Genomic DNA, 25,060 nt, shown 5'->3' with positions numbered 1-25,060 from the left:
TGGAGATGGACGGCCACGAGGTGGTGGTGGCCCCACACCGGAAANACGCGCCTTTGGAAGGGCGCTTTCGCAAAAAAACGCATTCGATGTCATTCTCATGGACATCCAGATGCCGGAAATGGACGGCCTGGAGGCCACCAGGGCCATCAGAAGCGATAGCAGCGGCGACTTTGACCCGAACATTCCCATCGTGGCTCTCACAGCCCATGCCCTCAAAGGCGACCGGGAAACGTTTCTGCAAGCCGGCATGAACGAATACCTGAGCAAGCCCGTCAGTCCAAACGAGCTTGAAACGGCGCTGAGCCGGGTGATGGGCCGCGCAACGACCGCAACGATTGCCGAGACCCTGCCCGGGGCCGACGGCAGGCTGGTCCTGGACTGGACCGAACTGCTGTCCAAAGCCCGGGGCAACACCGGATTTCTCATGAAACTGTTCGGGGCCTTCGTGGCCGAGCAGCCGGGGAATCTGGTTTCCATGCGGGACGCCCTGGCCGGGCCGGATCTGCCGCATCTGGCCTTTCTGGCCCATTCCCTGAAGGGTGCCTCGGCCACCATGTGCGCCCCGGTGCTGCGCGAGGCCTGCCACGACCTGGAACGCGCCTCCCGGGAAAACGACCGATCCCGGGCCGAAGCGGCCTTTGAGCGCATGGAGGCGGCCATGGACGACGTCTTGGCGGCCATGCGCCTCAAGCTCGCCGCCGCCTGAGTGTCGGGTCGGCGCGCCCGGCTACTTGCTGGACCAGAGTTTGACCAGCCGGGCCATCTCCTGGGGTTCCAGACTCGGGGCGTCATACCGGCCGGCTGCGTCGAGCTGGCGAAACCCCTCGTAGAGAATAACCGCCGCCGCCACCGACACATTAAGGCTTTGCACCATCCCCATCATGGGGATATACAGCGCCCCGTCGACATGGGGGGCCAGTTCGTCATCCACGCCCCGGTGCTCGTTGCCGAGGATGATGGCGGTCTTGCCGGTGAGATCCCAATGCTGCAAAGGCTTGGCCGTCTCGGAAAAGCTCGTGGCCAGCAGGGTGTAGCCCTGGGATTTGAGCGTTTCGGCCAGGGAGGCCGCATCGCGGTGGCGCACGGTTTCCACCCATTTCTTGGCCGAACCGGATGATTTTTTCCCCAAGGCCGGAAAGGCCGTGTCGGTATAGAGCAAATGGACGCGGTGGATACCAAACGCGTCACAACTCCGCAATATGGCCGACACGTTATGGGGATCGTGGATGTTGTTTACAACCAGGGTCAGATCGGTCTGACGCCTGGCCAGGACTTCCTCAATGCGCTTTGCCCGGCGCTCGGTGATGCAGATGTGCATGGCCGTGGCACATAGGCCAATACGCGGCCCGGCGCAAGAATAAGGAGTTGTGATCATGCCGAGAATCTCTGCCCCGGATGTGACGGCCGCCAAAGGAACGCGCAAAATCGCCATGCTGGCCGCCTACGACTATACTTCCGCCCGCCTGGCCGAGGCGGCCGGAGTGGATGTCCTGCTGGTGGGCGATTCCCTGGCCATGGTGGTCCTTGGCCACAACGACACCCTGTCCGTGACCATGGAGGAAATGCTCCACCATGTGCGGGCCGTGGCCAAAGGTTCCCAGTCGGCCCTGGTGGTGGCGGACATGCCCTTTCTGTCCTATCAGGTTTCCGTCGAGACGGCTGTGGCCAATGCGGGCCGCTTCCTCAAGGAAGGCCGGGCCGGAGCCGTCAAGCTCGAAGGCGGACGCGAGGTGGCCCCGCAGGTGCGGGCCATGGTGGCCGCTGGCATTCCCGTCCTTGGCCATGTGGGGCTCACACCACAGCATCTGGCCGCGCTGGGCGGGTTTAAGGTCCAATCCAAGACTGCCGAAGCTGCGGCCAAACTGCTCGATGACGCCCAGGCCCTGGCCGAGGCCGGCTGCTTCGCCGTCGTGCTGGAATGCATCCCGGCCCCGGTGGCGGCGGCGGTGACCAAAGTCCTGCCTGTGCCGACCATCGGCATCGGAGCCGGCCCGGATTGCGACGGGCAGGTGCTGGTCTTCCACGACGTCCTCGGGCTCTACGACCGGCTGCGGCCGCGTTTCGTGAAACAGTTCGGGGAGCTTGGCGAGCAGGCTGTGGCGGCATTGACGGGCTACGTCGAGGCGGTTAGGAGTTCAGATTTTCCGGGACCGGAGCACAGCTTCTCCATGACCCCGGACGCCCTGGCCGCATTTTCGGCCCTGATCGGGCAAAACAAAGACACTTCGGACAGCCGGCCAACCAAGCCCTGACCAGCAGCCGTGGCGCATCGACGTCATTTTTTATGAGCGGTACATGAAAAACAAGCAGTTTGACGATGATGTCCGGGAATTTATTGCCCTGCAAAACGGGGTGTTCCTGGTCGTCAGCACCGATGCCCTTTTCAACAAAAATCTGCGCGGCACCTTGCTGCGCCACCTGACCATCAAGGACGAATGCGTCCACAACATTGCCACGACCGAGCAGCTGCCAAAGCATATCAAGCAACTGCGCGCTAAAAACCACAAGGTTCTCATTTTCATTGAACGGGAACTCAATGGGCGCAACACCTCGGATATCATCCAGTACCTTAAAAAAGACTTTGCCAACGATCTCTTCGTCGTGGTCCTGACCACGGAAGTCGAACGCGACAAGCTTGTCCTGCTCCACGAACTCGGCGCGGACAATATCATCACCAAGCCCATCTCCCCGGATACGATGATCGAAAAGATCGCCTTTACGGTCAAACCCCGGGGACAGATCGGCGAGTACATGGACAAAGGCCGGCAGTGTCTGGAGATGGGCGACGCCCTGGAGGCGGCCAAAATCGCCAAGCAGGTGCTGGACATGAAGGCCAACAGCCCGTCGGGACTCCTGCTTATGGGCGACGCCCTGCGGGCCATGGGCAAGTCGGAAGAAGCGCTTCGGGCCTACACCAAGGCTGAAAAAGGGGCCCGGCTTTTTCTCGATCCCCTCAAAAAAATTGCCGAACTCCACCATGAGCAAGGCAACACCACCGAGGAGATCAGATTTCTGGAGCGGCTGGACAAGCTTTCGCCATTAAACGTCGACCGCAAGGTGGACATCGGCACGGGCTACATCAAGCTTGGCGAACCGGAGAAGGCCAAGGCCGCTTTTGACATGGCCGTGCGCATTGCCACCAAGGAAGCGCTCGACGCCGTCAGCCGCGTCACCCAGACCATTGCGATTCGCTGCATGGAGTCTGCCCCGGAGTTGTCCGAGCAGTACCTGCGCCAATCGCTCAATACCCGCAAGAATATGCTCGACCGTTCCGATATCGAGACGTTCAACCGCCTGGGCCTTATGCTGCGCCGCCAGGGCAAGTGGCAGGAAGCCATTGTCGAATACCGCAAGGCCCTCAAGATTTCCCCCGACGATCCGGGGCTCTACTATAACATTTCCATGGCTTACACCGAAGGCCGCCAGTACATCGAAGCCTATCAGTACCTGGACCGGGCCTTGTCGCTCAATCCCGAACTGTGGAAAAACGGTGAAGCGGTGTGCTACAATATTGCCACGGTCTATCGCCGATACGGCAAAAAAGACCCGGCCGTGGACTATCTCAAAAAAGCCCTCGAACTCAATCCCGGCTATGAAAAGGCCAAAGCCCTGCTCCTGGAGATGGGGGGCGGCCGCTGACGCTTAGGCGTTGCCCGGCCGACCGATCAGACCTCTCTGCCGCCGCTGGTTTGCCCCCCCTGTGCCAGATCCCAACCGGAGTCTTCCCCATGATCGTCCATCCGCAATTTGATCCCGTGGCGGTGAGCCTCGGCCCTGTCAGTGTTCGCTGGTACGGCCTCATGTACCTGATCGGCTTTGCCTCGGCCTGGATTCTCGGACGCTACCGGGCCTCACGCCCGGGATCGGGCTGGACCGCCCTTGAGGTCGACGATCTGGTCACCTACATGGTGCTTGGCGTGGTGGTCGGCGGACGGGTGGGCTACATGCTCTTTTACGATCTGCCGGCCCTGCTCGCCAATCCGTTGTCCCTGTTTATGGTCTGGCAGGGCGGAATGTCGTTTCACGGCGGCTTTCTGGGCGTGCTTGCGGTGGTGTGGCTGTGGGGCCGAAAGACCGGCAAAGGCTTCTGGGGCGTGGCGGATTTCACCGCTCCCCTGGCCCCGTTTGGCATCTTCGCCGGCCGCATCGGCAATTTCATCAACGGCGAACTGTGGGGCAAGGCCACCGGGCTGCCCTGGGGCGTACTCTTTCCCGACCCCCGGGCCGGGGGCGTTCCCCGCCATCCGTCCCAACTCTACGAGGCCCTGCTCGAGGGAGCGGCCCTTTTCACCATTGTCTGGCTCTACTCGGCCAAAAAGCACAAGCCGGGAGCTGTCAGCGGCGTCTTTTCCCTGTATTACGGCCTCTTTCGCTTTACCGTGGAATTCGTGCGCCTGCCCGATCCCCAGCTTGGCTATCTGGCCTTTGGCTGGCTGACCATGGGCCAGATCCTAAGCCTGCCGGTCATCGCCCTTGGCCTGTGGCTCATCCTGCGTCCGGCCCAGGAAACGACCGCGACCTGAGACACCGCTATTCGCGGTGCAGAGGGATCAGTACGAACTCCCCACACAAGTCCTCGGCCTGGGTTTCGGGCCATACAGCCACATAGGTCTTGCCCCGGGCCTGTTCCACCTCGACGGCGGCCGGGAACGGTGCGTGGCGTTTGCAATAGCCCCACTCCCTGCCCTGCATCTCCTCCGGAGGACAGTAGCGGTGTTCGGGCGGTATCGGTCCCTTCCAATACCGGCACATCCGGCACTTCTGCTTCATGCTGCCTGCCTGGGGTCGTGGTTGTTCGCGCATCGTATCCCTCCCCAGTCTGCCCGACTGTCCCTGGTGTGGCCGTATGCGGCCTACCGGACGCCGCCTGTCGGCAATCCCGGCACAGTGATCTCGAAGAGCTCGGGCCAACGTTTGCCGGTCACCCAGACCCGCCCGGTGGCCGGATCGTGGGCGATGCCGTTTAGAACATTTTCAAGGACAGTGGCCGTGACGCCGGGGCGCAGCCCCGAGCAGTCCACCCAGGCCGTCACCCGGCCGCTGGCCGGATCGATGACGGCGATGCGGTTGTCCCCCAAAACATTGGCCCAGATGCGCCCGGCGATCAGTTCGAGCTCGTTTAACAGTGTCACGGGAACGCCGTCGTCGGTTACGGACACGACGCCGATGGCGGCCATGGCTGTAGGATCATAGAAAAACAGTTTGTCCGAACCGTCGCTGACCACCAGGGTGCCATTGAGTGTGCACGCCCCCCAGCCCTCGGTGGGCAGCGGAAATTCACCGGCCGGGGACAGGTCCGCCGGCTTGGACACCAGCACCCGGCCCTCGCGCCAGGAAAGCTGGTAGAAAAGCCCCCGGACCAAGGCGAGGCCTTCGCCGAAAACCGTTGCCGGCAGCACACGCCGGGCAAGCACCTGCCCGGTGGCCGGGTCCACCCGGCGCAGGCTCGATTGGCCATACAGGCCGGTGCTCTCGTAAATAAAACCGTCGTGGTAGAGCAGTCCCTGGGTAAAGGCCTTGGGATCATGAGGCAGCCGGGCCTTTATGACCGCCGGCAAGAGCGGCGCAGCCAGCCCTTTGCCGGCCAGGCATGATACGGCCAACAGCACTGCCAGCATAATGGCCAAACCTCGCTTATTACTCAATAACATGCCTAGAATCCACGCCGAAACGGCGCATTCGGTTGAGGATGGTGCCGCGGCTGACGCCCATTATCCGGGCCGCTTCGGAACGGTTGCCGCCGGCCAGGCGCAAGGCGTTTATGAGTTCGCCGCGCCCGGCTTCGGGTTCGGCCCGAGCCCGGCAGGCCTCGGCCAGCACATCCGGGGCCGCCCGGACGATAAGCGCCGGCGGCAGATGCCGGGGTTCCACCGGACCGGCGTCGGTGACCACAAAGGCATATTCCAGGGCGCTTTTGAGCTCGCGCACATTGCCGGGCCAGGGATGGGCCAGGAGGAGACGCATGGTTTCCGGGGCAATGGAGGGCACGGGCCGGTTGGCCTGGGCGGCCAGACGGCACAGGAAATGTTCGGCCAGTGGGGCCAGGTCTTCAAGCCGGGTGCGCAATGGCGGCAGTTCGATGGGAATGACGTTTATCCGGAAAAAGAGGTCTTCCCGAAAGCGCCCTGCAGACACGAGCCGGGGCAAATCGCGATTGGTGGCGGAAATGACCCGGACATCGGCGTGCATGGACCTGTTTTCCCCCACCCGTTCGAAGCGTTTGGTCTCAAGGACGCGCAACAGTTTGACCTGGATGGAGGCTGGTGCGTCGCCTATTTCGTCCAAAAAAATGTCGCCCCCGTCCGCCGCCTCAAACCGGCCCTGTCGGTGGCGATGGGCTCCGGTAAAGGCACCCTTGGCATGGCCAAACAGTTCGCTTTCCAGCAACGCTTCGGACAAGGCGGCGCAATTGAAGGGAATAAACGGTCCCTGCCGCCGCCGGCCCAGCTCGTGGATGGCCCAGGCCGCCAGTTCCTTGCCCGTGCCTGATTCGCCAATAAGCAGCACCGGCGCATCGCTCGCGGCGGCCCGCTCAAGCAGATCAAACACCCGGCGCATGGCCGGCGAGGTCCCGACCATGCCGTGAAAGCCCTCGTCGGCCGAGAGCAACCGCGTCAGTTCCTCGACCTTGCGGTCCAGCCCGGCCAGTTCGGACAAATCCGTCAGGGTCTCCACGGCAAAGAGCGGCTGGCCGGCCGTATCCCGCAGGAGCGATTGGTTTTTGAGCACCGGCAGATAGGTCCCGTCCTTGCGCCGGATCATGCAGCGCTTGGCCCGGGTGGTCTTTTCGGCAAACAGCCGGCACCACGCCCCACCGCCAGGCCCACGTTCCTGCTCGCACATGTCGCAGTCAAGCACCCGGCAGGACCGGCCGACAAGCTCCTCCCGGCCATAGCCGGTGAGGCGCGAGAGCGCCTCGTTGACCATGGCAATGGCACCGTCGGCACCCACAAGCAGGAGCCCCTCGCTCATGGTGTTGACGATTTCCCTGAGATGCTTTTCAAATTCCACAACGGCCCGCCACACCTGCGAAACCAGGGAGCCACAGGGGCCACGTATCGCCCGCGCCTGCCCCGGCAGTCAGCTGTTTACTCGTAATCCCAAACCGTTAGCACGATGTCCGGGGCCTTGCAAGGGACCGCCCGGTCTGCCAAAGGAAAGCGCGACAGACCGCTTGTCGTCGCGCTTTTTCATGCTTACCATGGTGGGATGAAAGAATTCCTTATTTTCGGCGGCGTCCTGGTCGCGTGGTTCCTGGTGGTACGCTTTCTCTTCCCCAAACTTGGCATCCGAGGCTGAGGCGTGGATACGGGGTGCGGTCCGCACTCCGCCAAGCCTTCGCCGCCCCCTTCCGTCCCTGACCAGGGCGACGACGCCGGCCGGCCTAAAAACTGATCTTGAAGCCGAGGTTCCCGCCCAGGCTGTCCAGGCCCTTGTCGGACATCGAGCCCAGGTGCTGGTAGCGCCCGGCAGCCTTGAGGCTGACGTTTTTCGCCAGGGCCACTGAAGCCCCGACATCGGCCTGTCCGGCTCCGCTTTGCTTGGAGCCGTTATAGGGCAGTTCTTTGTCGGCAAACACGCCGCCGCCGCCGGCTCCGACAAAGAGTGTTCCCTTGGGCGTTCGCACGAAGTTCCAGCGGGCCATGGCGGCAACACCCACGGCGTTGTTGGTTTCTTCCTTGCTGCTGACGCCAAGGGGCGTGGCCTTCTTGGTCGTCTGATCCACGGCGTAGCCCAGGCCCTCGGCTTCGACAGCCACGCCGTCGGCCACGTAATGCCCGACGGCTCCGCCGTAGGTGCCAACCACGCCGACGTTCTTGTTGGTTGTTCCGTACACGCCGCCCCGGGGTTCGACATAGCTCGTCCCCTGGGTGTATTCCTGGGCGAGGGCCCACCCGGCCTGCACGAGCACGGTACATGTGGCGATGATGGTGATGGCGCGTTTCATGGGTGCGCTCCTTATGTGGCCCGGTCGTCAACCGGGCTTAATGCATCAGGGATTTGGCGGCCTGGGTTTTCGGATCGGGTTTGAGCGAGGGCAGCTTTTCCAGAATGACCGCAGTGCCGTAGCAGGAAAAATACCGGGAGCCGTCAGGGTGGAAGGCCACGTTCTCCTGATAGCCGATGATGGCGTCAGCCCCGATGTCCAGGGCGCTGGCGGTGAGTCCGTAGAAGGCGCATTCGGAGTCAAAGCCGCGCCCGCTGACCAGCCCCAGGACCCGGCGGATCTTGCGGCCATCGAGATGGGGGGTGGTTACCACGGGGAACTTGCCGCTGAAAAACAGCTCCTTGGCATTCTTAAGCCGGGCGCCCTTTTTGAGTTCCTCATGACGATCCCGAATCTTCTTGTCAGCGCCGGCAAAAATGGAAAGCATGGCATTCTCCTTGGTATCACGTTGTGACGGCGCAGCAGCCAACCGCCTTCACAGCAGGGTCAGCATTGCTTAAGCAAAGAGCTTGCCAAAATTTTTTATCAATTATTTCAGCCTAATATTCTCCAGCAGGATGCTTCTGTCAAAAGACCGACTGGCTCGGACAGGCCGGCGGCGGGCACAAAAAAAAGCCGGACCACGACGGCCCGGCTTTTGACTGCGCCAGAGGGATGGTCTCAGCCTGCTTTGTCCAGATAGCGGCGAACAGCGGGATTGGGCCGCACCGTGGTGCGGTAGCCGGAAAGCCGCTGGTTTTCCTGCTTGGCCCGTTGCAGATCGGTCTTGAGGTCGGCATGGAGGCGTCTGGCCTCCACGGTGAGCTGGCCTTGCAGGTTCTTAAGCTTGTGCAGCTTGTCCCGAAGCAGGCCGATGCTGTCCGGATCGGCACATTGCCAGGCCATTTCCAGCAGCCGCCCACGATCCTTGGCCAGCTTTTCAGCTTCTTCAATTTCGCCGGCGAGAAGATAGTGCAGTTCGCGTTCACCGGTGGCCAGGGCCGCTTCAAGGAATTCAAGCTTGTCGGACATGACGTTATTCCTTTACGGTGCTCTCGAAGCTTTGCTGCAGTTCGCCGATGACCACTTTGAAGCGGCCCATGGCCGGAATGAACTCGTATTCCAGCAGGTCGGCGAGCAGAATCCAGTCCTCATTTTCGAGCACTTCAAGCATTTCCGAGAAGAGGTTGGAAATTTCATCGGCCGCCGCATCAAAGGCGGAATCGGTACGCTTGACGGCTTCACCGCGCAACACGCCGATCATGTTCAGGAAGTCCCGGGTCACATCCATGAGATCCTGGTAGACTTCCAAGGCCTCGGCATCGTCGGCCTGGCGAAACAACTCGGCCACCCGGCGGGCGCCGTGGTCCATGAGCCGCACGACCTTGCCGAGTTCCATGGTCATGTCCAGCGCCATGTCCGCAACGGGCACGCTCTTGACTTCCACGGACTCGATCTCATCGACCTCGATGTCCTCAGCCTGATGCGGATAGATCTCGGAAAAGGTCTCGTTGTTGACGAAGACATCAGTGACGATCCGACCGTCCAGTTCGTTCGTCTCCATGATGCGAAGCAGGATTTCCTCAAGATTTTGGAACTGCTTGATTTCCATGCCGGTCTCCCGGCCGTCCACACTTATCATGTCTCGCCTCCCTCTGGAGTTGTTTTCGAAGGGAAAGGATTTCCTGTCCCGCCCCTCCTTATTCAACAACCGTGCCAGGGGCGATCAGGCCTCGACCAGTTGGGTGAAGGCGTCCACGCAGGCGGCAAAACGGCGGATGTTGGCCACAAGCTGGTCCAGGCTTGGCACCTGCTCCTGGGCCTGGCGCTGCCACAACTGGCCAAGGACGGCCAGATGGGGCGAGGCGGCCCACAAGCCGCTCATGCGCTCATAGCTGGCCAGAAACCGGGTTTTCATGGCCTGGTTTCGGGCGGCCAAAACGGCCTGCCCCTCGATGAGGCGCAGCATGGCGGCGGATTGGGCCAGAATCTGGGCCAGGGCCTGCCGGTCGGCGTCGGGCAGGGCCGGCGGCAACGACAGCGGCGGCGCAAAGGGCGTGTCGTCAAGGAATTGACGAAGGACATGGCGTTGGTGGCGCAGCCAGATGGCCCGCGGTTCGCTGTCGTGTCCGGTCAGCGAGACGAGATCCATAAAGCCGGCGGAATCAAAGGCCGACACCCAGGCCCGGGCCCCGGGATAGTGCCCCGGGACAAAGACGCCGGTGCGGCAAAAGGTCACGGCTGCCTCGGCCACGGCATCGGGCGAGATGGCCTCCAGGCAGGCGTGGTCCCGGGGACAAGGGGTGCCAAAGGGGCAGGGATGGCAGGGCATATCCGGCTCCAGGCACAGGCAGCCTTCCAGATAGGGGCCGGTATCAAAGGGCTGGGCCGTGGCCAGAAAGACGGCCACGCTCGGCACGCCAAGGCCGGCTGCCAGATGCAGGGTGCCGGTGTCGTTGGTGACGAGCAGGGCCAGTCTGGCGGTCACGGCCGCCAGGAGGGGCAGGCCGGTGGCCCCGACCAGATCCAGGCACGGCCCGGAGTAGAGTTCGCGAAACCGGGCGGCAAGGGGCTTTTCCGCGCCAGTCCCGACCAGCACGGCCACGGTACCCAGTCGCTCCCACAGGAGGCCGGCCACCCGGGCAAACCGCGCAACCGGCCACTGCCGCGCGGCAGCGCTGGCCCCGAGCTGGAATCCAACCGCCAAGGCCCCTGGCCCGGCGTCGGCCAAAAGGGCCGCAGCCTGGCCAGACTCGGCCTCGCCAGGACACTTGAGGGCAAACCGCCCCCGCCCCTGGCCGACTCCGGCGGATTTGCGAAACAGGTCCACGACATTAAAAGGACTCAGGCCTCGTTTGGCCGAAGAGGCTTCCAGAAAGGCGGCCCAGGGCGTCGATTCATGGCGAAATCCAAAGGAGTCCAGGGAAAAGCCGCGCACGGCGTCGCCGCAAAGCCGCCGGGCCAACAGGCGTGAGGATAGGGCTGCCGTCAGATTGACCACCGCCTCAGGAGCGGCCTTTTGGGCCACCGTGTCGGCAAATTCCGTGACCGCAACCAGGGCTTGGCGCCAGTCCCCGGCCAGCCCGGCCAGAAAACGCGCCCCGGGCAGCGGGAAAAGGGCCGTGGCCTCGGGCAGCAAGGCGGCAGCACCGGCAAAATTTTCCAGACAGGCCACGGCCACGCCATGTCCCTGCCCGGACAGTTCGGCCAGGGCCGGCTGGGACTGGAGCAAATCGCCAAAGCGCGTGAGGTTTTGCAACACGATATTCATACAAGCTCCATGACAGGCCCATAGGTCCTTGGCAATATTTCAGGATATCCCAAGCCGGCTTGTTGCCCTGACGTTAAGGTGCTACCAGGGAAGCGGAACATCGCAGCCGGCCCGGCCGCCTCGACACCCACATGAGCAACTCTTTCGAAGATACCGAACTCACCGCCAAGGCACTGGAATTGGAGCGGTTCCTCCCGGAAGGCCGCCAGGCGGAATTTCGGATGCTGGTGGCTGCCATGGCTGACGAGGCCGCCCGCAACAGCGCCCAGGCCGACGAGACGGTCAGGCTGCGTGAACACGCCCGTCGTCTGGGCGGACAACTCAAGCGCCTGCAGGACATCTTCCGTGGCAACGACCAGGCCTTTGCCACGTTCCGTTCGGCCCTGACCCTGTCCCGACGCCTTCGCCGCATGGATGAGTTGCCGGACATGCTGGCCGAACTGTCCCGGGCCATGGGCGTTACCACCCTCACCTGCCTGCTCTCCCGGGAACTCTTTGCCGCATTCGTGCCAGAGGGCTTTCCCTGTCCCGCCGCCAAGTCGCTCACAGCAGCCATCAACGCCCTGCCCCGGGCCGACCCGGCCCGTCGGGTCTATGTCGGCCCCATTGCCGCCCTGCCCCGGCCCGACTTTTTTTTCCAATCCGGCCGTCCTGGCCGCACAGCCGCAACTGCGCGAGGGCTCATGCTTTATCGCCCCCCTGGCCGATAAATACCAGCCCAAGCGGCGCATCGGCGTCCTGGCCATGGCCGACACCGATGCAGGCCGGTACTGTGCCGAGAAAGGCACGGATTTCCTGGAGCATTTCTGTGAGGTCTTGGCCGGGGATCTGCTCCACGTCAAGATTCACGAAGAGCTGACCCGGCAGCGTGAATCCGACGAACTGACCGGCATTCCCAACCGGGCCTATCTCCGCCGCCACGGGCCGCCGCTGTTGCATCTGGCCGAACGCCGGGGCTCTCCCGTGGCGATGCTTTTTTGCGACCTTGACCGCTTCAAGGCCGTCAACGACACCTTTGGCCACGAGACCGGCGATGCGGTGTTGCGCGACGTGGCCCGGGCCATGGCCGGACGGGTGCGCACCTACGATCTGCTGGCCCGGCTTGGCGGCGATGAATTCGTGGTGCTCATGCCCGATGCCGGGGATGCCGAAGGGGCGGTCATGGCCGAACGCATCCGGCATTGCGTGGCCGAAGTGGCCGGCGACCGCAACCTGTCCGGCGTCCCCGGACTCTCCGTTTCCGTCGGTCTGGCCCTTTTCACGCCCGGACAGGATATTGACGATCTGGTGCGCGCGGCCGACGCGGCCATGTATGTGGACAAACGAAACGACATTCCCTCCCCGTAAACAGGCCAGCACCGGCCTGCCCCGAAGACGGGCGACGGGCCAAAACAGCATCTTTGAAGCGACCGCATACAGGAGCCGCCATGATCCGCCCCGTTTGCCGCATTGCCGTTGTGGCTGCCGCCCTGCTCCTTGGCAGCCTGGGTTCCAACCCGGCCCAGGCGGCCTCCAGGGTCACAAAACTTCTGGCGGCCATGAGCGTTGAGGAAAAAGTCGGCCAGGTGTTCATGCTGTGGTTTCAAGGTCCGACTGTTTCCGAAGACATCGCCGGTCTGATCCGCGACCGCCATCTCGGCGGGATCATTCTCTATAGCGCTCCGGGCAATATCGAGTCGCCAGACCAGGTGGCCGAACTGACGGCCGGACTGCAGGCCCGGGCCGCAGCCTCAAGCCAGGGGATCGGCCTGCTGATTGGCGTGGACCAGGAAGGCGCACCGGTTGCCCGTTTGCGCCGGGGGTTCACCCTCTTCCCGAGCCAGATGGCCCAGGCAGCCACCGATCGGTCCGACTTGGTGCGCCAGGCCGCTGCCGCCACAGCCCGGGAACTGCGCGTTGTCGGCATCAATACCGATTTCGCCCCGGTGGCCGACGTCAACGTCAACCCCGAAAACCCGGTCATCGGTATCCGATCCTTTGGTTCGTCCCCATCCGACGTGGCCCGGTATTCGGCAGCGGCCACGGCCGGCTACGTCAGCGCCGGCGTCATCTGCACCCCCAAGCATTTCCCCGGCCACGGCGACACGTCGGTGGATTCCCACGTGGGGCTGCCCCGGGTGGACCATGACGCCGCAACCCTTGACCGGGTGGATTTCCCGCCCTTTCGCGCCGCATTTGCCGCCAATGCCCCGGCCGTCATGACCGCCCATGTCGTGGCCCCGGCCCTGGACCGCAGCGAACCGCCGCTGCCGGCCACCTTGTCGCGCCGGGCACTGGAAGGCGTCTTGCGGGGACGCATGGGCTTTGACGGGGTCATTTTCACCGACTCCCTGGGGATGGGGGCTGTGGCCGATACCTATGGCACGGCCGAGGCTGCCGTCATGGCCCTTTGCGCCGGGGCCGACGTGCTGCTTATCGGTGCGGATGCCGGCCGCCCGGCCGAACAGCGCCAGGAGGCCATGGACGCGGTGGTTGCCGCCGTCCATTCCGGCCGTGTCCCGGCCGCCCGACTCAATGCCGCCGTGACGCGGGTGCTGCGGCTGAAGGAACGCTACGGCCTGCTTGAGGCCGCTTCCCTGGCAACGCCCGCTGCCGATGCCGCGAACCGGGTTGGCCGGGAAGCAGACGCCTCCCTGGCCCGGCGCATTGCCGCCCGAAGCCTGACCGCTTTTGGTGCGCCCCATCCCACCCTGCCGCTGCCGGCCGATGCCTCGACCCTGGTCATACGCCCCCGCCTTGGCCGCGAGGTCATCGACGCCGAAGCTGAAGCCGCCATTGCGCTCTGGTCTGGCCCCCAGACACGCTTTTTGCCGTCCGATCCGGACGCGCAAACCATCGATGACACACTTGACGCGGCGCGCCAGGCCAAGGCCGTGGTGCTGCTCGTCACGGACGCCCGCCGCCAGAGCGGCCAGGTCCGGCTGGCCAAGGCCCTGGGCGATCTGTCCGGCCCCCCTGTCGTGCTGGTTGCCGCCCAATCGCCCTATGATCTGGCGCTTGTGCCCCAGACGGCACTGCGCATCGCCACCTATGGCGAAGCGCCGGCCAGCCTGGAGGCCCTGGGGAGCAGCCTGTTTACGCCTTTCCGCTTTACCGGCCGTGTTCCGGCCGTCCTCCCGGGGCCGACAGCTCGCCCCTGATGGCAAGGCTCCGGGGACAAGCACTTTTTCGCATAATACTCCGCAGCGTGATTGACGTTTCACTTGGAATAGTTTTGGATTAGCAAAACTTTCGTTCAGGAGTAGTCATGAACGACCGCACCACCCCCCCCTTGCCCGGCACTCTTGTGCTCTGGCTGGGAATCATTCTCAGTCTTTCTGTTGCTGCTTCGACTTTTTTTTCAAATCTGTATATAGCTGTAGCCATCACAATTCTTGGATGCATTGCCGCCTGGATTGTCGCCAATCGCATCAATGCGCCAATCGAAAAGCTTTTCCATGGATTTCAGAAAATCAACAGCGATCAAAGAACCTTTTACTTGGATGAAGTCTCCTCCTGGAAAGATCTCGGTCCTTTGGGACAAGAGGCTTCACAAGCTTTTGAATTCAATATGTTGCGGCGTGAGTATTACCGTGCCGCCGTCCTTGCGGTGGGAACCCCGTTTATTATTACCAACAAAGACGGGATCATCACCCATTGCAGCCAATCTATGGCTGATTTGCTTCGCAAGCCCCAGCCTGAACTTATCGGTAAGACCATAAGCCAGGCGGCCTATAACAAAAACGGTGTCTCCATCACCGAACAAGCTCTCCGGGACGGCAGTACCATTCAGGCCGAACGCGATCTCACCCTGTGGGATGGTCGAATAGTTTCCTGTCACTTCACAGCCAGTTGCTTTCATGGTTTCCGCAAAGACCTGCTCGGCGCGGTATGCACCATCACCGACCAATCCCAATTGCGCGCCCAGCAGCAAGAGCTGGAAAAGACGCAAAGCGAACTGCAAAACCTCGGTGGCGACATCAATGAACTGTCCCAACGCGTGGCCTCGGCATCGGAAGAGCTCTCGGCCTCCTCCGACGAGCAGGCTCGCGGCGCCCAGCAGCAAAAAGGGCAGGCCGACGCCGTGGCGACAGCCATGGAAGAAATGACGGCGACAGTCATGGAAGTGGCCAAAAATGCCGCCCGGACCTCCGATGCCGCAGCCGGGGCCAACACGGCGGCTGAAACAGGCGCTGTGGAGGTCCGAGAGGCCATCGCCGGCATCAAGGCCGTGGCCGAGTCCGCCGGCAAACTCGGGCAGGTGCTGACGTCCCTCGACAGCCAGGCGGCCGAGATCGGCCGCATCATCAGCGTCATCAACGACATCGCCGACCAGACCAATCTCCTCGCCTTGAATGCCGCCATCGAGGCTGCCCGGGCCGGCGATGCCGGGCGCGGATTTGCCGTGGTGGCCGACGAGGTGCGAAAACTGGCCGAAAAGACCATGACCGCCACCAAGGAAGTGGAAAAATCCATTCACGAGATCCAGGACGGTTCCCGCCACGCCGTGGCCTCCATGCAGGAAACCGAAACCCGGGTGGCCACCAGCACCGATGCCACGCACAAGGCCGGGGAATCCCTGGAGCGCATCATGGCCCGCATCCGCGAGGTCAACAGCCAGGTGAGCCAGATTGCCACTGCCGCGGAACAGCAATCCGCTGCGGCTGAAGAGATCAACCACAATGTCGAAGTGATCGCCCGCGTGGCAGCGGAAGCAGACGAGGGCGCGGGGCAGACCGCCCAGGCGACCCGCGAACTGGCCGAGTTGGCCAATTCCCTGCTCACCCTGGCCGGAACCTTTGCCCAACGCCAGGCCAACGATCTCAGGCTGCGTGAATCCACCAGCAATATGAAAGGCATCCTGCCCAAACTCATGCAGGATTTCATCAAGACCCAGTACGGCAACGCGGTCTACGACGCCCTGCAGGAAGACATGGGGCACCCCACCTTCCTGCCCACCCAGAACTATCCCGATCAGGTTTTGCGCCAGATGGCGGACTTCGTGTCGGCCAAGACCGGCAAAAGCGTCAAGGATGTGTTCCTGGCCCTGGGCCGCTCGACCATCAAGGGCTTCCACCACCACTATCCGCGCTATTTCAAAGGCGACACTCTCAAGGATTTCTTCCTGACCATGAACGATACCCACGCCCGGCTGACCAAGGACATGCCTGGCCTGTTGCCCCCGCGTTTCACCTATGAAGACAAGGGCGACCGCCTGATCATGACCTACCATTCCAAACGGGCCTATCCTGAATACTACGAAGGCATTTTGCGGGGAGCAGCCGAATTCTTCAAGGAGCCCGTCGAGATTACCGTGTCCTACAGCGACCCGACCACGGCCCGGGCCGAAATCGTCTTCCGTGGCTCAACCCGTCGGCCCAAGGCCCTCGGGGCCTAACCGGCCCATGCGGCGCGCGCCTTCTGCCGGAAGGCGCGCGCCCCCAGCCGCCCATGCCCGTCACGCCGCTGACCATCGCCTATTACGGCTTCGACGATCCGGCCGCTGCCTGCCCCCGGCTTCGGGTGTTCGAACCGGCCCGCGTCCTGGGCCGGGCCGTGCGTCTCCTGCCCGGAGCCATACCCAACGGCCCTGGCCATAGCGTCACCACGGACGTCCTGGAACCGGCCGACCTCATCCTGATCCAGCGTTTTTTCCCCGGGCCGCAGACCGCCCCCATCCTTGAGGCCATCTTTGCCAGCGGCAAGCCCGTGGTTTACGATACGGACGACGATTTTACCGCTATCCCGTCGGACCATCCGTTTTTCGCCAGCATGGCCGCCATAACGCCCAGCATCATCGATACGGCCGGACGGGCCAGCCTCGTAACCGTCAGCACGCCGGTCCTGGCCGATGTTTTCAGCCGTTTTGCCGACCGGGTGCGCGTGGTGCCCAATTTCCTCCCGGATAGCCTGTGGCGGCCGACTGTGCCGCCAAACCGGGCTGTGGCCGCCATCGGACTTGCTGCCACACCGTCCCATGCTCCGGATCTGGCCCCCCTGGAACCGGCGCTTGCCCAACTTTGCCACAGACCCGATTTCGCCGGCCGCTTCGTGTTTTACGGCTGCCTGCCAAGCCCAGGCAGCTTTCCCGGAGCAACGCGCCTGCCCTTTGCCCCGGACTATGCCGCCTATGCTGCGAAATTGCCGCGCCTGGGCCTGTCCATCGGGTTGGCCCCCCTGGCTGATACGGTTTTTAACCGGGCCAAGAGTGCGGTCAAATGGCAGGAATATGCAGCCATCGGCGCAGCCGGCATCTACGCCGACCTGCCACCCTATCAGACGGTAGTGGAGGACGGCTTGACCGGCCTGCTCGTTGGCCCTCACCCCGAAGCCTGGGCCGAGGCGGTCCTGCGCCTGACCCGGGACGCCGGGTTGCGCCGTCGTGTGGCCCAAAACGCCCGGGAGGCCCTCAACAGTTCCCATCGCCTGAGCAATCAGGCGGCCGCCTATCTCGATGCCTGGCACTTTGCCGCCCAAGGAGAGACGCCGTGACTGCATCCTGGCTTGACGACCCGGAGTTCCCGTTGCCTTTGATGGATCTCTTGCTGGCCGGCACGGTCGGCCGCGATCATTTGCTGCGCGCCGCCGCCCTGGCCGGGGACAAAGCCGCCATCCCGTCCGTATCCGCCCTGTGGCAGCGTCGTCAGGCCCGTCTCCTGGTAGCCGCCCTGGAGGAAGACCCGCTCTATGGCCCAACGGCCAAGGCCCTGGCCGTGGTGTTGCCAACCCTTCCGACGGGGTCTATTGCGCCGGCCTTTGCCGCCCTCGTCACTGCCCTGGCCAGCCGTTTCACCGTGCCGGACAATACGGCCTACTACCAGCGCCTGCTTCTGGGCGACACTGCCGACCGCCTTGACAGCTACCTGGAAAACGAAATCCGAAACGACCGCCATGCCCTTTTCTGGCTCCATATAGCCCTTCGCCGGGCAGTGCTGCAGCGGGATTTCGACCAGGCCGCAATCCTGGCCGACCGGGTTCTGACCGGCGATCTGGTCCCCTTGGGCCATAAAATCGCCGGTGATCTGGCCCTGCTTGACGCCCGGCCGGCCCAGGCCATGGGGCACTATGCCGCACTCCAGGCGAAAGCTCCCTGGCCCGGCGGTCTCTTCCGCCAGGGACTGGCCGCCCTGGCTGCCGGGGATGCTCCGGCCGCCAGGGACCATCTCGCCGCCCTGGTGCTGGCCACGCCTGAACATGTCTCGGCCATGCTGGCCCTGGCCGATCTGGTTTCCGGCCGGGGCCAGGCCCGCTCGCTCCTGCCCGGAAGCCTCAGTGTGGCCCTTTACACCTATAACAAGGCCGACGACCTCGACCGCACCCTGGAAAGCCTTTTTGCCTCCGATCTGACCACCAGCGCCGGTCCAGGCCGCGTCTACCTCCTGGACAACGCCTCCACGGATGCCACCCCGGAGGTGGTTGCGACCTGGACCGGTCGCGTCGGCCAGGACCGGCTGACCGGCATCCGGCTGCCGGTCAATATCGGCGCGCCAGCCGCCCGCAACTGGCTGGCAGCCGATGCCCGCGTCAGCCGGGCCGAGTATGTGGCCTATCTGGATGATGATGTGGATCTGCCAGGGGACTGGCTTGGCCGGCTGGCCGCGGCAGCTGAAGCCTACCCCGGAGCCGGGGTCTGGGGCTGCCATGTGGCCGATGCCCGCAATCCGGCCATTGCCCAGGGCATTGACGGCCTGTTGCTGCCCGGCCCCCCAAGGGGCCACGACGGACCGTTTCTGTCCGACCTGCACGCCCAGGGCTTTGATTACGGGGGATTTGCCCATCTGCGGCCGTGCCTGACGGTCATGGGCTGCTGTCATCTTTTTCGCCGCGGCCGGCTGCTTGGGGCCGGCGGCTTCGACATCCGCTACAGCCCGTCCCAGTACGACGACGTGGACCACGACCTGCGCCTGTTTCTGGCCGGGACCCCGCCCGTCTACCAGGGCCATCTCACTGTCGCCCACCGCCGGCCAGCACCAGCCCTGGCCCCTGTGCGGCCGGAGCAACTGGCCGGGGGGCAGGCCAACTGGCACAAGCTCGTGGCCAGACACGACGGACACTATGATGCCATGGCCAAGCTCCAGCGCGACGCCCTGGCCCATGATCTGCGCTGCAAAGCCCTGGAACTGGCCGAGGTCGGAATCGTGGGGAAATAAGCCGTCAGTCGGCCGGATCATCCTTGGGGAAACTCAGGCGGAAGACAGACCCCTGCGCACCGCTGCCAAAGGTCAGCGAACCCCGTAACTGCCGGGTCAGCTGCACCACCAGTTGCATCCCAAGCGTCTTGACCGCGTCGGGATGAAACCCCTCAGGCAATCCGGCCCCGTCATCCTCCACCACAACCCGGATCGTGGCCTCTTCCCAGACCATGGTCACCCGGATGTTGCCGGCATCGCGGTCGGCCAGACCATGCTTGACGGCGTTGGTCAAAAGCTCGTTTATGATCAGGCCAAAGGGAATGGCCTTGTCTACGCTCACCCGGCACTGGGCCAGATTGAGGCTGAATCCGATGCTCTTGTAGCCGCGAAGCGATTGCACCACTTTCGGGGCCAGTCGCTCCACATATTCCTTGAGGTCCACTCGGGCCAGATCGCCCGAGCGATAGAGTTCCTCGTGAATGAGTGCCATGGAGGCGATCCGGTTGCGGCTTTCCTCGAAAATGTCCTGGACGCCGGGATCGCTGATGGCATCTTTTTGCAGGAAAAGCAGACTGGAGATAATCTGCAGATTGTTTTTGACCCGGTGATGGACTTCCTTGAGCAATACTTCCTTTTCCAGGAGCGAGTCGCGCAACTGTCGTTCCTTGGCTTTGTCCTCAGACACATCCCGGATGACGCCGACAATATAGCGGCTGCCTCTGGGATCGATAAAAAGCCCTTTGCGGGTCACCAGGGTACGCACCTGCCCCTGGGCGTCCGTCAGACATTCCTCAAACAAATCGGCCTGTCCGGTTTCAAGGACCAGGCTGTCGCGTTCAACGAAAACGGCCGCCTCCTCGCGGGGCACGAAGTCCTCGTCGCGCTTGCCGATGATGGCGTCGGCTGGTTGGCCGAGCATGGCGCACAGTGCATCGTTGACAAGGACAAAGCGATGGGAGCTGTCCTTGACGAACACCGGGTCGGGAATGGCCTCAAGGATCAACATATTGAACTGACGGGAGAGCCGCAGCTCTTCCTCGGCCCGCCGCCGTTCGCTGATATCGCGAGAAACGCTTATATAGCCCCGGAATTGACCGGTAGAATCGAACAGGCCGCGCATCATGGACTCAACCCACACGGTGGAGCCGTCCTTGCAATACATCTCCAGTTCTATGGTGTGCAGGAAATTACGGTCAATCGGGCCGGATTCGTTAATGTCTTGCAAAGCCTGCAATAGCCGGGAGGCAGACTCCGGAGTCAAGGTCTCATCAATGGAGCGGGACAGAGCCTGGGCAACGGAAAACCCAAGCAACCGCGTAACCGAAGGGCTCATGTACGTCAGGCGTTGTTCGACGTCGAAAAGGGAGATGAGATCAGAGGCGTTGTCGGCAAGCAGGCGGTATTTGGTCTCGCTTTCCCGCAACTTGCGCTCGGCGGCCTTGCGCGGGCCGACGTCGCGCAAAAAGGCCAACGCACCGGGAGAACCGTTGAGCAGAAACGGGACTGCCGAGACTTCCACCTCGATTTTCCCTCCATCCAACCGCAAATACACCTGTTCCCGCAGTTGGACCGGGAGATTGTGAACGATATTTTGCCGGATGCGCTCGGCCACGGAAGGTCGGCAATCCTCAGGAACAAAATCGAGGACATCACGCCCGACGAGGGCGTCCGGGGACTGTGCCCCGAACAATTTAACCGCTTCGGTATTGGCGTAAACGAAACGGATTCCGTCGTGTATAAAAATTGCATCCGGAGCGAATTCCACCACCAACCTGTAGCGTTCCTCGCTCTGCCGCAATTCCATTTCCTTAAAGCCTATCACGGCGGCATATCGCTTAAGAATCATATAGAGCAACAGCGATGTGATGCCTATAAAGAAAAATCCTTTGACAGATGATGCCTGCAAGAGAAGATCTGTATCACTGCGAAAAAAAATATCAACGAGACGATCAGAAAAAAAGATCCACAACAGCCCAAATACGGCGTACAGCATCGTAATTGTGATTGGCAAACGGCCAACCAATCCATTCCCTGTCCTGTAAGACTCCTGCATCAACATAATACGCCGTCCGTTTTCGGAAAAAAATGCTCAGGAATCCCCTGCCTTGCCTCGATATGCAACACCTCTTGCAGCCAATGAAAAAATAAAGTCCGCTATTGCTTTTCCGTCGCTTTTGTCAGCCGCGTCACGTTGCTCTTGGTGAAAAACCCATCAAATCCATCATAGCGCTCTATATACTCGTTGACCAGCATGGTTTGCGGCGACATGGCCGAAAAAATCTGTTTGAGGCCCTCTTCCCGCGAACCGACCAGTTCCGACAGGAACTGCATCCCTTCCGATTGCAGCCCGGAAACCACTTCTTCAATGCCGTCAGTGCCAAAGGCCATGTGATGGGGACGCAGGCCGTAGTTGGCGATAAATCCCTCGGTGGGACCAGCCCCAGGCTCCGCATCCGGGGAACCGATGCCCGAGGTGAACACCTGGGCATAGTCGCCGACCCCAAGCCGGGCCACGTTGGTGATGGAATTAAGCGACTCCACGTACACGGCAAAATCGAAGCGGTAGTTGGTCAGGGCCAGAAACTCCACAATGGCAGCATCGCGATGCCTGGCCCGCACCCGGGTGGCCACATGGTCCAGGCTGCCGATCCGGGCCAGCCAGAGATGGTCCGCCTTGGCCGCAGTCAGGGGCAGCAGCCGGCTTTGGCCGTGCAGATACATTCCGGGACGGCCATGCCACTGGATAAAACCCAGGGAATTTCCGGTATGGGCCGAGGGCATGGTCTGCAGAAACGAAAAGGCATCGGTCACCCAGGGCGCTGCCGTGGCAAAGGCCACGCCCCGCTCCCGCTGGATGGCGGCATAGCGGTCGAGATCGTGGCACTCGAAAATAAAGGTTTCCAGGCGGGCCGGGACGAGCGCAGCCGTTTTGGTGCCGCAGTTGTAGGGTACAAACGGGTTGGCAAGACCGGGGGTGCGGCTTCTCACGATAAAATCCGCCCCCTCGGGATCGCGCAATACCAGTGCCGGACTGCCGTCGCCGGTCAGCGGGTCGTCCAGGGCCGCCTCAAAAACCAGTCCTGTCGTTGCCAGCAACTCTTCGGCAGCCGGCACAAGATCCTTGGGTGCAACATTGATAACAACAGCCGCCAGATTGCCCACCAGGCCGTCGAGCCCGGCCTGCCGCCGACTCGCCAGAGCGGATTCGACGTCCCGCAACAGCTTGGCGTCATCATTTACAAACGCGTTGTGCAACCGTTCCCCCGCCCGTTTGAGTTTAGAGCATGTCCACCGGATCGAGATCCAGGGTGAAGCGGACCTTGGTCGAGCCGGACAGAGCCTCCCGGCCGGCTGCGAAAACCTGGCGCACACTTGGCCAATCCGGCGATTTGAGCAGGCAATGGAGCCGCCTGCGCCCGGCCATCAGGGCCAGCGGAGCCGGAGCCGGCCCCATCACCCGCACGCCAAGCGGCCCGGCCGCCAGCCGCATGGCCTCGCCCACGGCCGCAGCCAGGGCATAGCCGTTTTCCAACTCCCTGGGAAAACTCAACCGGGCCAGACCCAGGCGAATGAATGGCGGATAACACAACCGGCGTCGCCGGGAAAGCTCCAGCTCATAGAAGCCTTCAAAATCACCCCGAATGACATGGGCAAAAAACGGATCATCCGGCATCCTGGTCTGGATCAGCACCCGGCCCGGCCGCTCGCCCCGGCCGGCCCGGCCGGCCACCTGGGTGAGCAACTGAAAGGTCCGCTCCGAGGCCCGGTAATCCGGCAAATTGCGGCCCAGGTCGGCGTCGGCGGCAATGACCAGGGTCACAGCCGGGAAATGGTGGCCTTTGGACAGCATCTGGGTGCCGACCAGCACCTGGGCCTGGCCCGAGGCAAATTCCGAGAGAATGGCCTCGGCCCGTTCAGGCCGCCGAGCCACATCGCGGTCCAGGCGGGCCACGACCGTGCCGGTCGGCAATACCCCGGACAACTGTTCCTCCAGCATCTCGGACCCAACGCCCATGGGCAGGAAACTGGCCCCGCCGCACCCCGGACAGGGCGAAGGATGGGGCCGGGCGAAGCCGCAGTAGTGGCACACCAGCCGTTCCCGGTCCTTATGAAAGGTCAGGGACAGTTCGCAGCGGGGACAGCGCACCGGCGTCTCGCAGTCCAGGCAAAAAAGAAGCGGCGCATAGCCCCGGCGATTGAGCAGGATCATGGCCTGATCGCCGGCCGCAACCGTCTCGGCCAGGGCAGCAGCGGCCAGATCGGTCAATACGCCGGTGCGGTCGCCGGTTTCGCGTTTGCCGGCCACCGCCGTCAGTTTGCCGGCCCCCCGCATATCCACCAGTTCGATGGCCGGCATTGTGCCGCCGCCCACCCGGCTGGCCAGGCGCACCATGGGGACATGGCCGGCCTTGGCGGCGTGGAAGGTCTTGACGTCCGGGGTGGCCGACCCCAGGACAAAAAGCGCCCCGGACTGTTTGGCCCGGAAAAAGCCTACTTCCTTGGCCTGATAGGGCAGACGATCCTCCTGTTTGAAGGCCCCGTCGTGCTCTTCGTCAAGGACAATGAGGCCGACATTGCGCAGCGGCAACAGCAGGGCCGAGCGGGTGCCGGCCACCACCACCGGGGCATCGTCGCCGGCAGCCCGCCAAAATGACTCCTCGCGCACCGAAGGCGGCTGGTAGCCGTGGTAGAACAGCGGCCGGACCTGGGGAAAGGTCCGCACTGCAGCCCGATGGAGCTTGGCGGCCAGGGCCACTTCCGGGGCCAAAAGCAGGACTTGCCGCCCCTTTTGAAGGGTCAGCCGGGCCAGTTCCATATACAGGCGGGTCTTGCCGCTGCCAGTGACGCCGTAGACCAGCCTGGCCGCGCCGTCCGGGTGGTCAAGGGCCACGGACAAATCGGCCAGGGCGGCAGCCTGCTCATCGGTCAGCGGCGGCAGATCCGCCGGGAGCGCCTCCCCTTCCTCCTGGCAAACGGCCGTCGGATCCCCTTCGCTCAAGCGCACGAGCCCCAGATCGGACAATCGCCGCAACAGCGGCAACGTCCCCGGCCCAAGGCGCTTTTTGAGATCGGAAAGCGGCATGGGGCCCTGGTCGCAAAGCAGATCAAGCACAGCCATCTGCCGGGCAGCGCCCGGGCGCACAGGCCAGGGCGGATCCGCGGCCAGGGAGCACAGGGGGTCGCGCTCGGCCGCATCGAGCCGGCACAGCATGGTCCCGGTCCGCCAGGCATCAGCAAGCCGGGCCAGTTCGGCCGGCGGCTTTCGCGACAGGGCCAGGGCAGTCAACGATCGGGGGATGCCGGCCTCGCTGCAGGCAAAGACCACTTTGGAAGAGCGCAGGCCGCGCGGCAACAGCGACCCGAGGATGCGGCCGGGCGTGGCCATATGGCGGTTGGCCAGGCTGGCCACCAGTTCCATATAGTCGCTGTCGCAAAGGGGCCGGCGCTCCAGGGGCCATACGGCAGCGCGCAGGGTCACCCCGGGAGGCGGGGTGGCCCCGGTCTCGACCACCACCCCGGCACGCAGCCAGTTGGCCACCGGCACAAGCAGGCGCAGGCCGACCGGAAAATCGGCCGGCGTAAAATAGGACGGCAGGGCGTAGGTGAGGACGCTGTAGGGAGGCGCGGTCAGGGCGACGGCAATGGCGGCGGTCATAGTCCGGCGTCCTTGGCAAACAGGCTCATGGGTTAAGCAGGCAACGGTGCGCCATATCCGGGGTCACCCGCAACCAGCGGCAGGCGGCCGGAACC

The 25,060-nt window shown here is 63.3% G+C and carries 22 protein-coding genes and 1 pseudogene; 11 read left to right on the top strand and 12 right to left on the bottom strand.

The window, feature by feature from the left end; all coding sequences use genetic code 11:
* Nucleotides 1–706, top strand: a 706-nt coding sequence (locus DVDV_RS05505; RefSeq protein WP_254845267.1) for a response regulator, incomplete at its 5' end; no start/stop codon positions are given.
* Nucleotides 707–727: 21 nt separating this feature from the next.
* Here DVDV_RS05505 and DVDV_RS05500 read toward each other — a convergent pair.
* Entirely contained in the window at nucleotides 728–1,318 is a 591-nt protein-coding gene (locus tag DVDV_RS05500) for an RNA methyltransferase (protein WP_075353703.1), read from the bottom strand.
* 55 nt (nucleotides 1,319–1,373) lie between these two features.
* Between DVDV_RS05500 and panB the strand changes: the two genes are divergently transcribed.
* From panB to lgt, 3 genes are all read left to right on the top strand, one after another.
* The gene (panB, locus tag DVDV_RS05495) at nucleotides 1,374–2,252 is read left to right on the top strand and encodes a 3-methyl-2-oxobutanoate hydroxymethyltransferase (RefSeq protein ID WP_075353702.1); all 879 of its coding nucleotides are present in this window, start codon (nucleotides 1,374–1,376) and stop codon (nucleotides 2,250–2,252) included.
* A gap of 43 nt (nucleotides 2,253–2,295) precedes the next feature.
* Nucleotides 2,296–3,639 carry a tetratricopeptide repeat protein gene (locus DVDV_RS05490; protein WP_075353701.1) on the top strand — a complete coding sequence of 448 codons (1,344 nt, stop codon included), beginning with the start codon at nucleotides 2,296–2,298 and terminating at the stop codon, nucleotides 3,637–3,639.
* A gap of 89 nt (nucleotides 3,640–3,728) precedes the next feature.
* Nucleotides 3,729–4,523 (top strand): prolipoprotein diacylglyceryl transferase, encoded by a 795-nt coding sequence (gene lgt, locus DVDV_RS05485; RefSeq protein WP_075353700.1) that lies wholly within the window; start codon nucleotides 3,729–3,731, stop codon nucleotides 4,521–4,523.
* A gap of 7 nt (nucleotides 4,524–4,530) precedes the next feature.
* On the opposite strand, the gene DVDV_RS05480 is transcribed toward lgt, so the two are convergent.
* The 8 genes from DVDV_RS05480 to DVDV_RS05445 all read right to left on the bottom strand — a co-directional run bounded on the left by DVDV_RS05480 (nucleotide 4,531) and on the right by DVDV_RS05445 (nucleotide 11,198).
* Entirely contained in the window at nucleotides 4,531–4,770 is a 240-nt protein-coding gene (locus DVDV_RS05480; RefSeq protein ID WP_075353699.1) for a hypothetical protein, read from the bottom strand.
* Nucleotides 4,771–4,853: 83 nt separating this feature from the next.
* Complete coding sequence (locus tag DVDV_RS05475) at nucleotides 4,854–5,618, bottom strand: glutaminyl-peptide cyclotransferase (RefSeq protein WP_075353712.1); 765 nt, start codon at nucleotides 5,616–5,618, stop codon at nucleotides 4,854–4,856.
* A 19-nt stretch (nucleotides 5,619–5,637) separates the two neighbouring features.
* On the bottom strand, nucleotides 5,638–7,011 hold the full coding sequence (locus tag DVDV_RS05470; RefSeq protein ID WP_075353711.1) for a sigma-54-dependent Fis family transcriptional regulator: 1,374 nt from the start codon (nucleotides 7,009–7,011) through the stop codon (nucleotides 5,638–5,640).
* A gap of 373 nt (nucleotides 7,012–7,384) precedes the next feature.
* The gene (locus DVDV_RS05465) at nucleotides 7,385–7,948 is read right to left on the bottom strand and encodes an outer membrane beta-barrel protein (RefSeq protein WP_075353698.1); all 564 of its coding nucleotides are present in this window, start codon (nucleotides 7,946–7,948) and stop codon (nucleotides 7,385–7,387) included.
* A gap of 37 nt (nucleotides 7,949–7,985) precedes the next feature.
* Nucleotides 7,986–8,375, bottom strand: a complete 390-nt coding sequence (locus DVDV_RS05460; RefSeq protein WP_075353697.1) for a hypothetical protein — start codon at nucleotides 8,373–8,375, stop codon at nucleotides 7,986–7,988.
* A 233-nt stretch (nucleotides 8,376–8,608) separates the two neighbouring features.
* A complete protein-coding gene (locus DVDV_RS05455) occupies nucleotides 8,609–8,959 on the bottom strand; it encodes a hypothetical protein (RefSeq protein ID WP_075353696.1) in 351 nt (116 codons plus the stop codon).
* Between the two features lie 4 nt (nucleotides 8,960–8,963).
* Nucleotides 8,964–9,569 (bottom strand): hypothetical protein, encoded by a 606-nt coding sequence (locus DVDV_RS05450; RefSeq protein WP_075353695.1) that lies wholly within the window; start codon nucleotides 9,567–9,569, stop codon nucleotides 8,964–8,966.
* Nucleotides 9,570–9,653: 84 nt separating this feature from the next.
* On the bottom strand, nucleotides 9,654–11,198 hold the full coding sequence (locus DVDV_RS05445; protein ID WP_075353694.1) for a glycosyltransferase family 9 protein: 1,545 nt from the start codon (nucleotides 11,196–11,198) through the stop codon (nucleotides 9,654–9,656).
* Between the two features lie 131 nt (nucleotides 11,199–11,329).
* Between DVDV_RS05445 and DVDV_RS23225 the strand changes: the two genes are divergently transcribed.
* The 7 genes and pseudogenes from DVDV_RS23225 to DVDV_RS05420 all read left to right on the top strand — a co-directional run bounded on the left by DVDV_RS23225 (nucleotide 11,330) and on the right by DVDV_RS05420 (nucleotide 19,327).
* The gene (locus tag DVDV_RS23225; RefSeq protein ID WP_254845266.1) at nucleotides 11,330–11,908 is read left to right on the top strand and encodes a hypothetical protein; all 579 of its coding nucleotides are present in this window, start codon (nucleotides 11,330–11,332) and stop codon (nucleotides 11,906–11,908) included.
* Nucleotides 11,793–12,545: a GGDEF domain-containing protein gene (locus DVDV_RS23220; protein ID WP_254845265.1), complete on the top strand. Its 753-nt coding sequence runs from the start codon at nucleotides 11,793–11,795 to the stop codon at nucleotides 12,543–12,545. Before DVDV_RS23225 ends, DVDV_RS23220 begins: the two co-directional genes overlap by 116 nt.
* Before the next feature lie 80 nt (nucleotides 12,546–12,625).
* Nucleotides 12,626–14,338: a glycoside hydrolase family 3 protein gene (locus DVDV_RS05435; protein ID WP_075353693.1), complete on the top strand. Its 1,713-nt coding sequence runs from the start codon at nucleotides 12,626–12,628 to the stop codon at nucleotides 14,336–14,338.
* Nucleotides 14,339–14,445: 107 nt separating this feature from the next.
* Nucleotides 14,446–15,033, top strand: a pseudogene (locus DVDV_RS23880) (PAS domain-containing protein); the annotation flags it as partial.
* A 144-nt stretch (nucleotides 15,034–15,177) separates the two neighbouring features.
* Nucleotides 15,178–16,575: a methyl-accepting chemotaxis protein gene (locus DVDV_RS05430; protein ID WP_254845269.1), complete on the top strand. Its 1,398-nt coding sequence runs from the start codon at nucleotides 15,178–15,180 to the stop codon at nucleotides 16,573–16,575.
* 53 nt (nucleotides 16,576–16,628) lie between these two features.
* Nucleotides 16,629–17,669, top strand: coding sequence for a glycosyltransferase (locus DVDV_RS05425; RefSeq protein WP_075353691.1), 1,041 nt, complete (start codon nucleotides 16,629–16,631; stop codon nucleotides 17,667–17,669).
* Nucleotides 17,666–19,327, top strand: a complete 1,662-nt coding sequence (locus DVDV_RS05420) for a glycosyltransferase family 2 protein (RefSeq protein WP_254845264.1) — start codon at nucleotides 17,666–17,668, stop codon at nucleotides 19,325–19,327. Before DVDV_RS05425 ends, DVDV_RS05420 begins: the two co-directional genes overlap by 4 nt.
* A gap of 4 nt (nucleotides 19,328–19,331) precedes the next feature.
* On the opposite strand, the gene DVDV_RS05415 is transcribed toward DVDV_RS05420, so the two are convergent.
* From DVDV_RS05415 to priA, 3 genes are all read right to left on the bottom strand, one after another.
* A complete protein-coding gene (locus tag DVDV_RS05415; RefSeq protein ID WP_254845263.1) occupies nucleotides 19,332–21,113 on the bottom strand; it encodes a PAS domain S-box protein in 1,782 nt (593 codons plus the stop codon).
* A 350-nt stretch (nucleotides 21,114–21,463) separates the two neighbouring features.
* On the bottom strand, nucleotides 21,464–22,564 hold the full coding sequence (locus DVDV_RS05410) for a hypothetical protein (protein WP_075353690.1): 1,101 nt from the start codon (nucleotides 22,562–22,564) through the stop codon (nucleotides 21,464–21,466).
* 22 nt (nucleotides 22,565–22,586) lie between these two features.
* The gene (gene priA / locus DVDV_RS05405) at nucleotides 22,587–24,965 is read right to left on the bottom strand and encodes a primosomal protein N' (protein WP_075353689.1); all 2,379 of its coding nucleotides are present in this window, start codon (nucleotides 24,963–24,965) and stop codon (nucleotides 22,587–22,589) included.
* Nucleotides 24,966–25,060: the final 95 nt, after the last annotated feature.

This window comes from Desulfovibrio sp. DV (assembly GCF_001936595.1).
GTDB lineage: Bacteria > Desulfobacterota > Desulfovibrionia > Desulfovibrionales > Desulfovibrionaceae > Solidesulfovibrio.
This window is presented reverse-complemented; position numbering and strand designations above follow the sequence as displayed.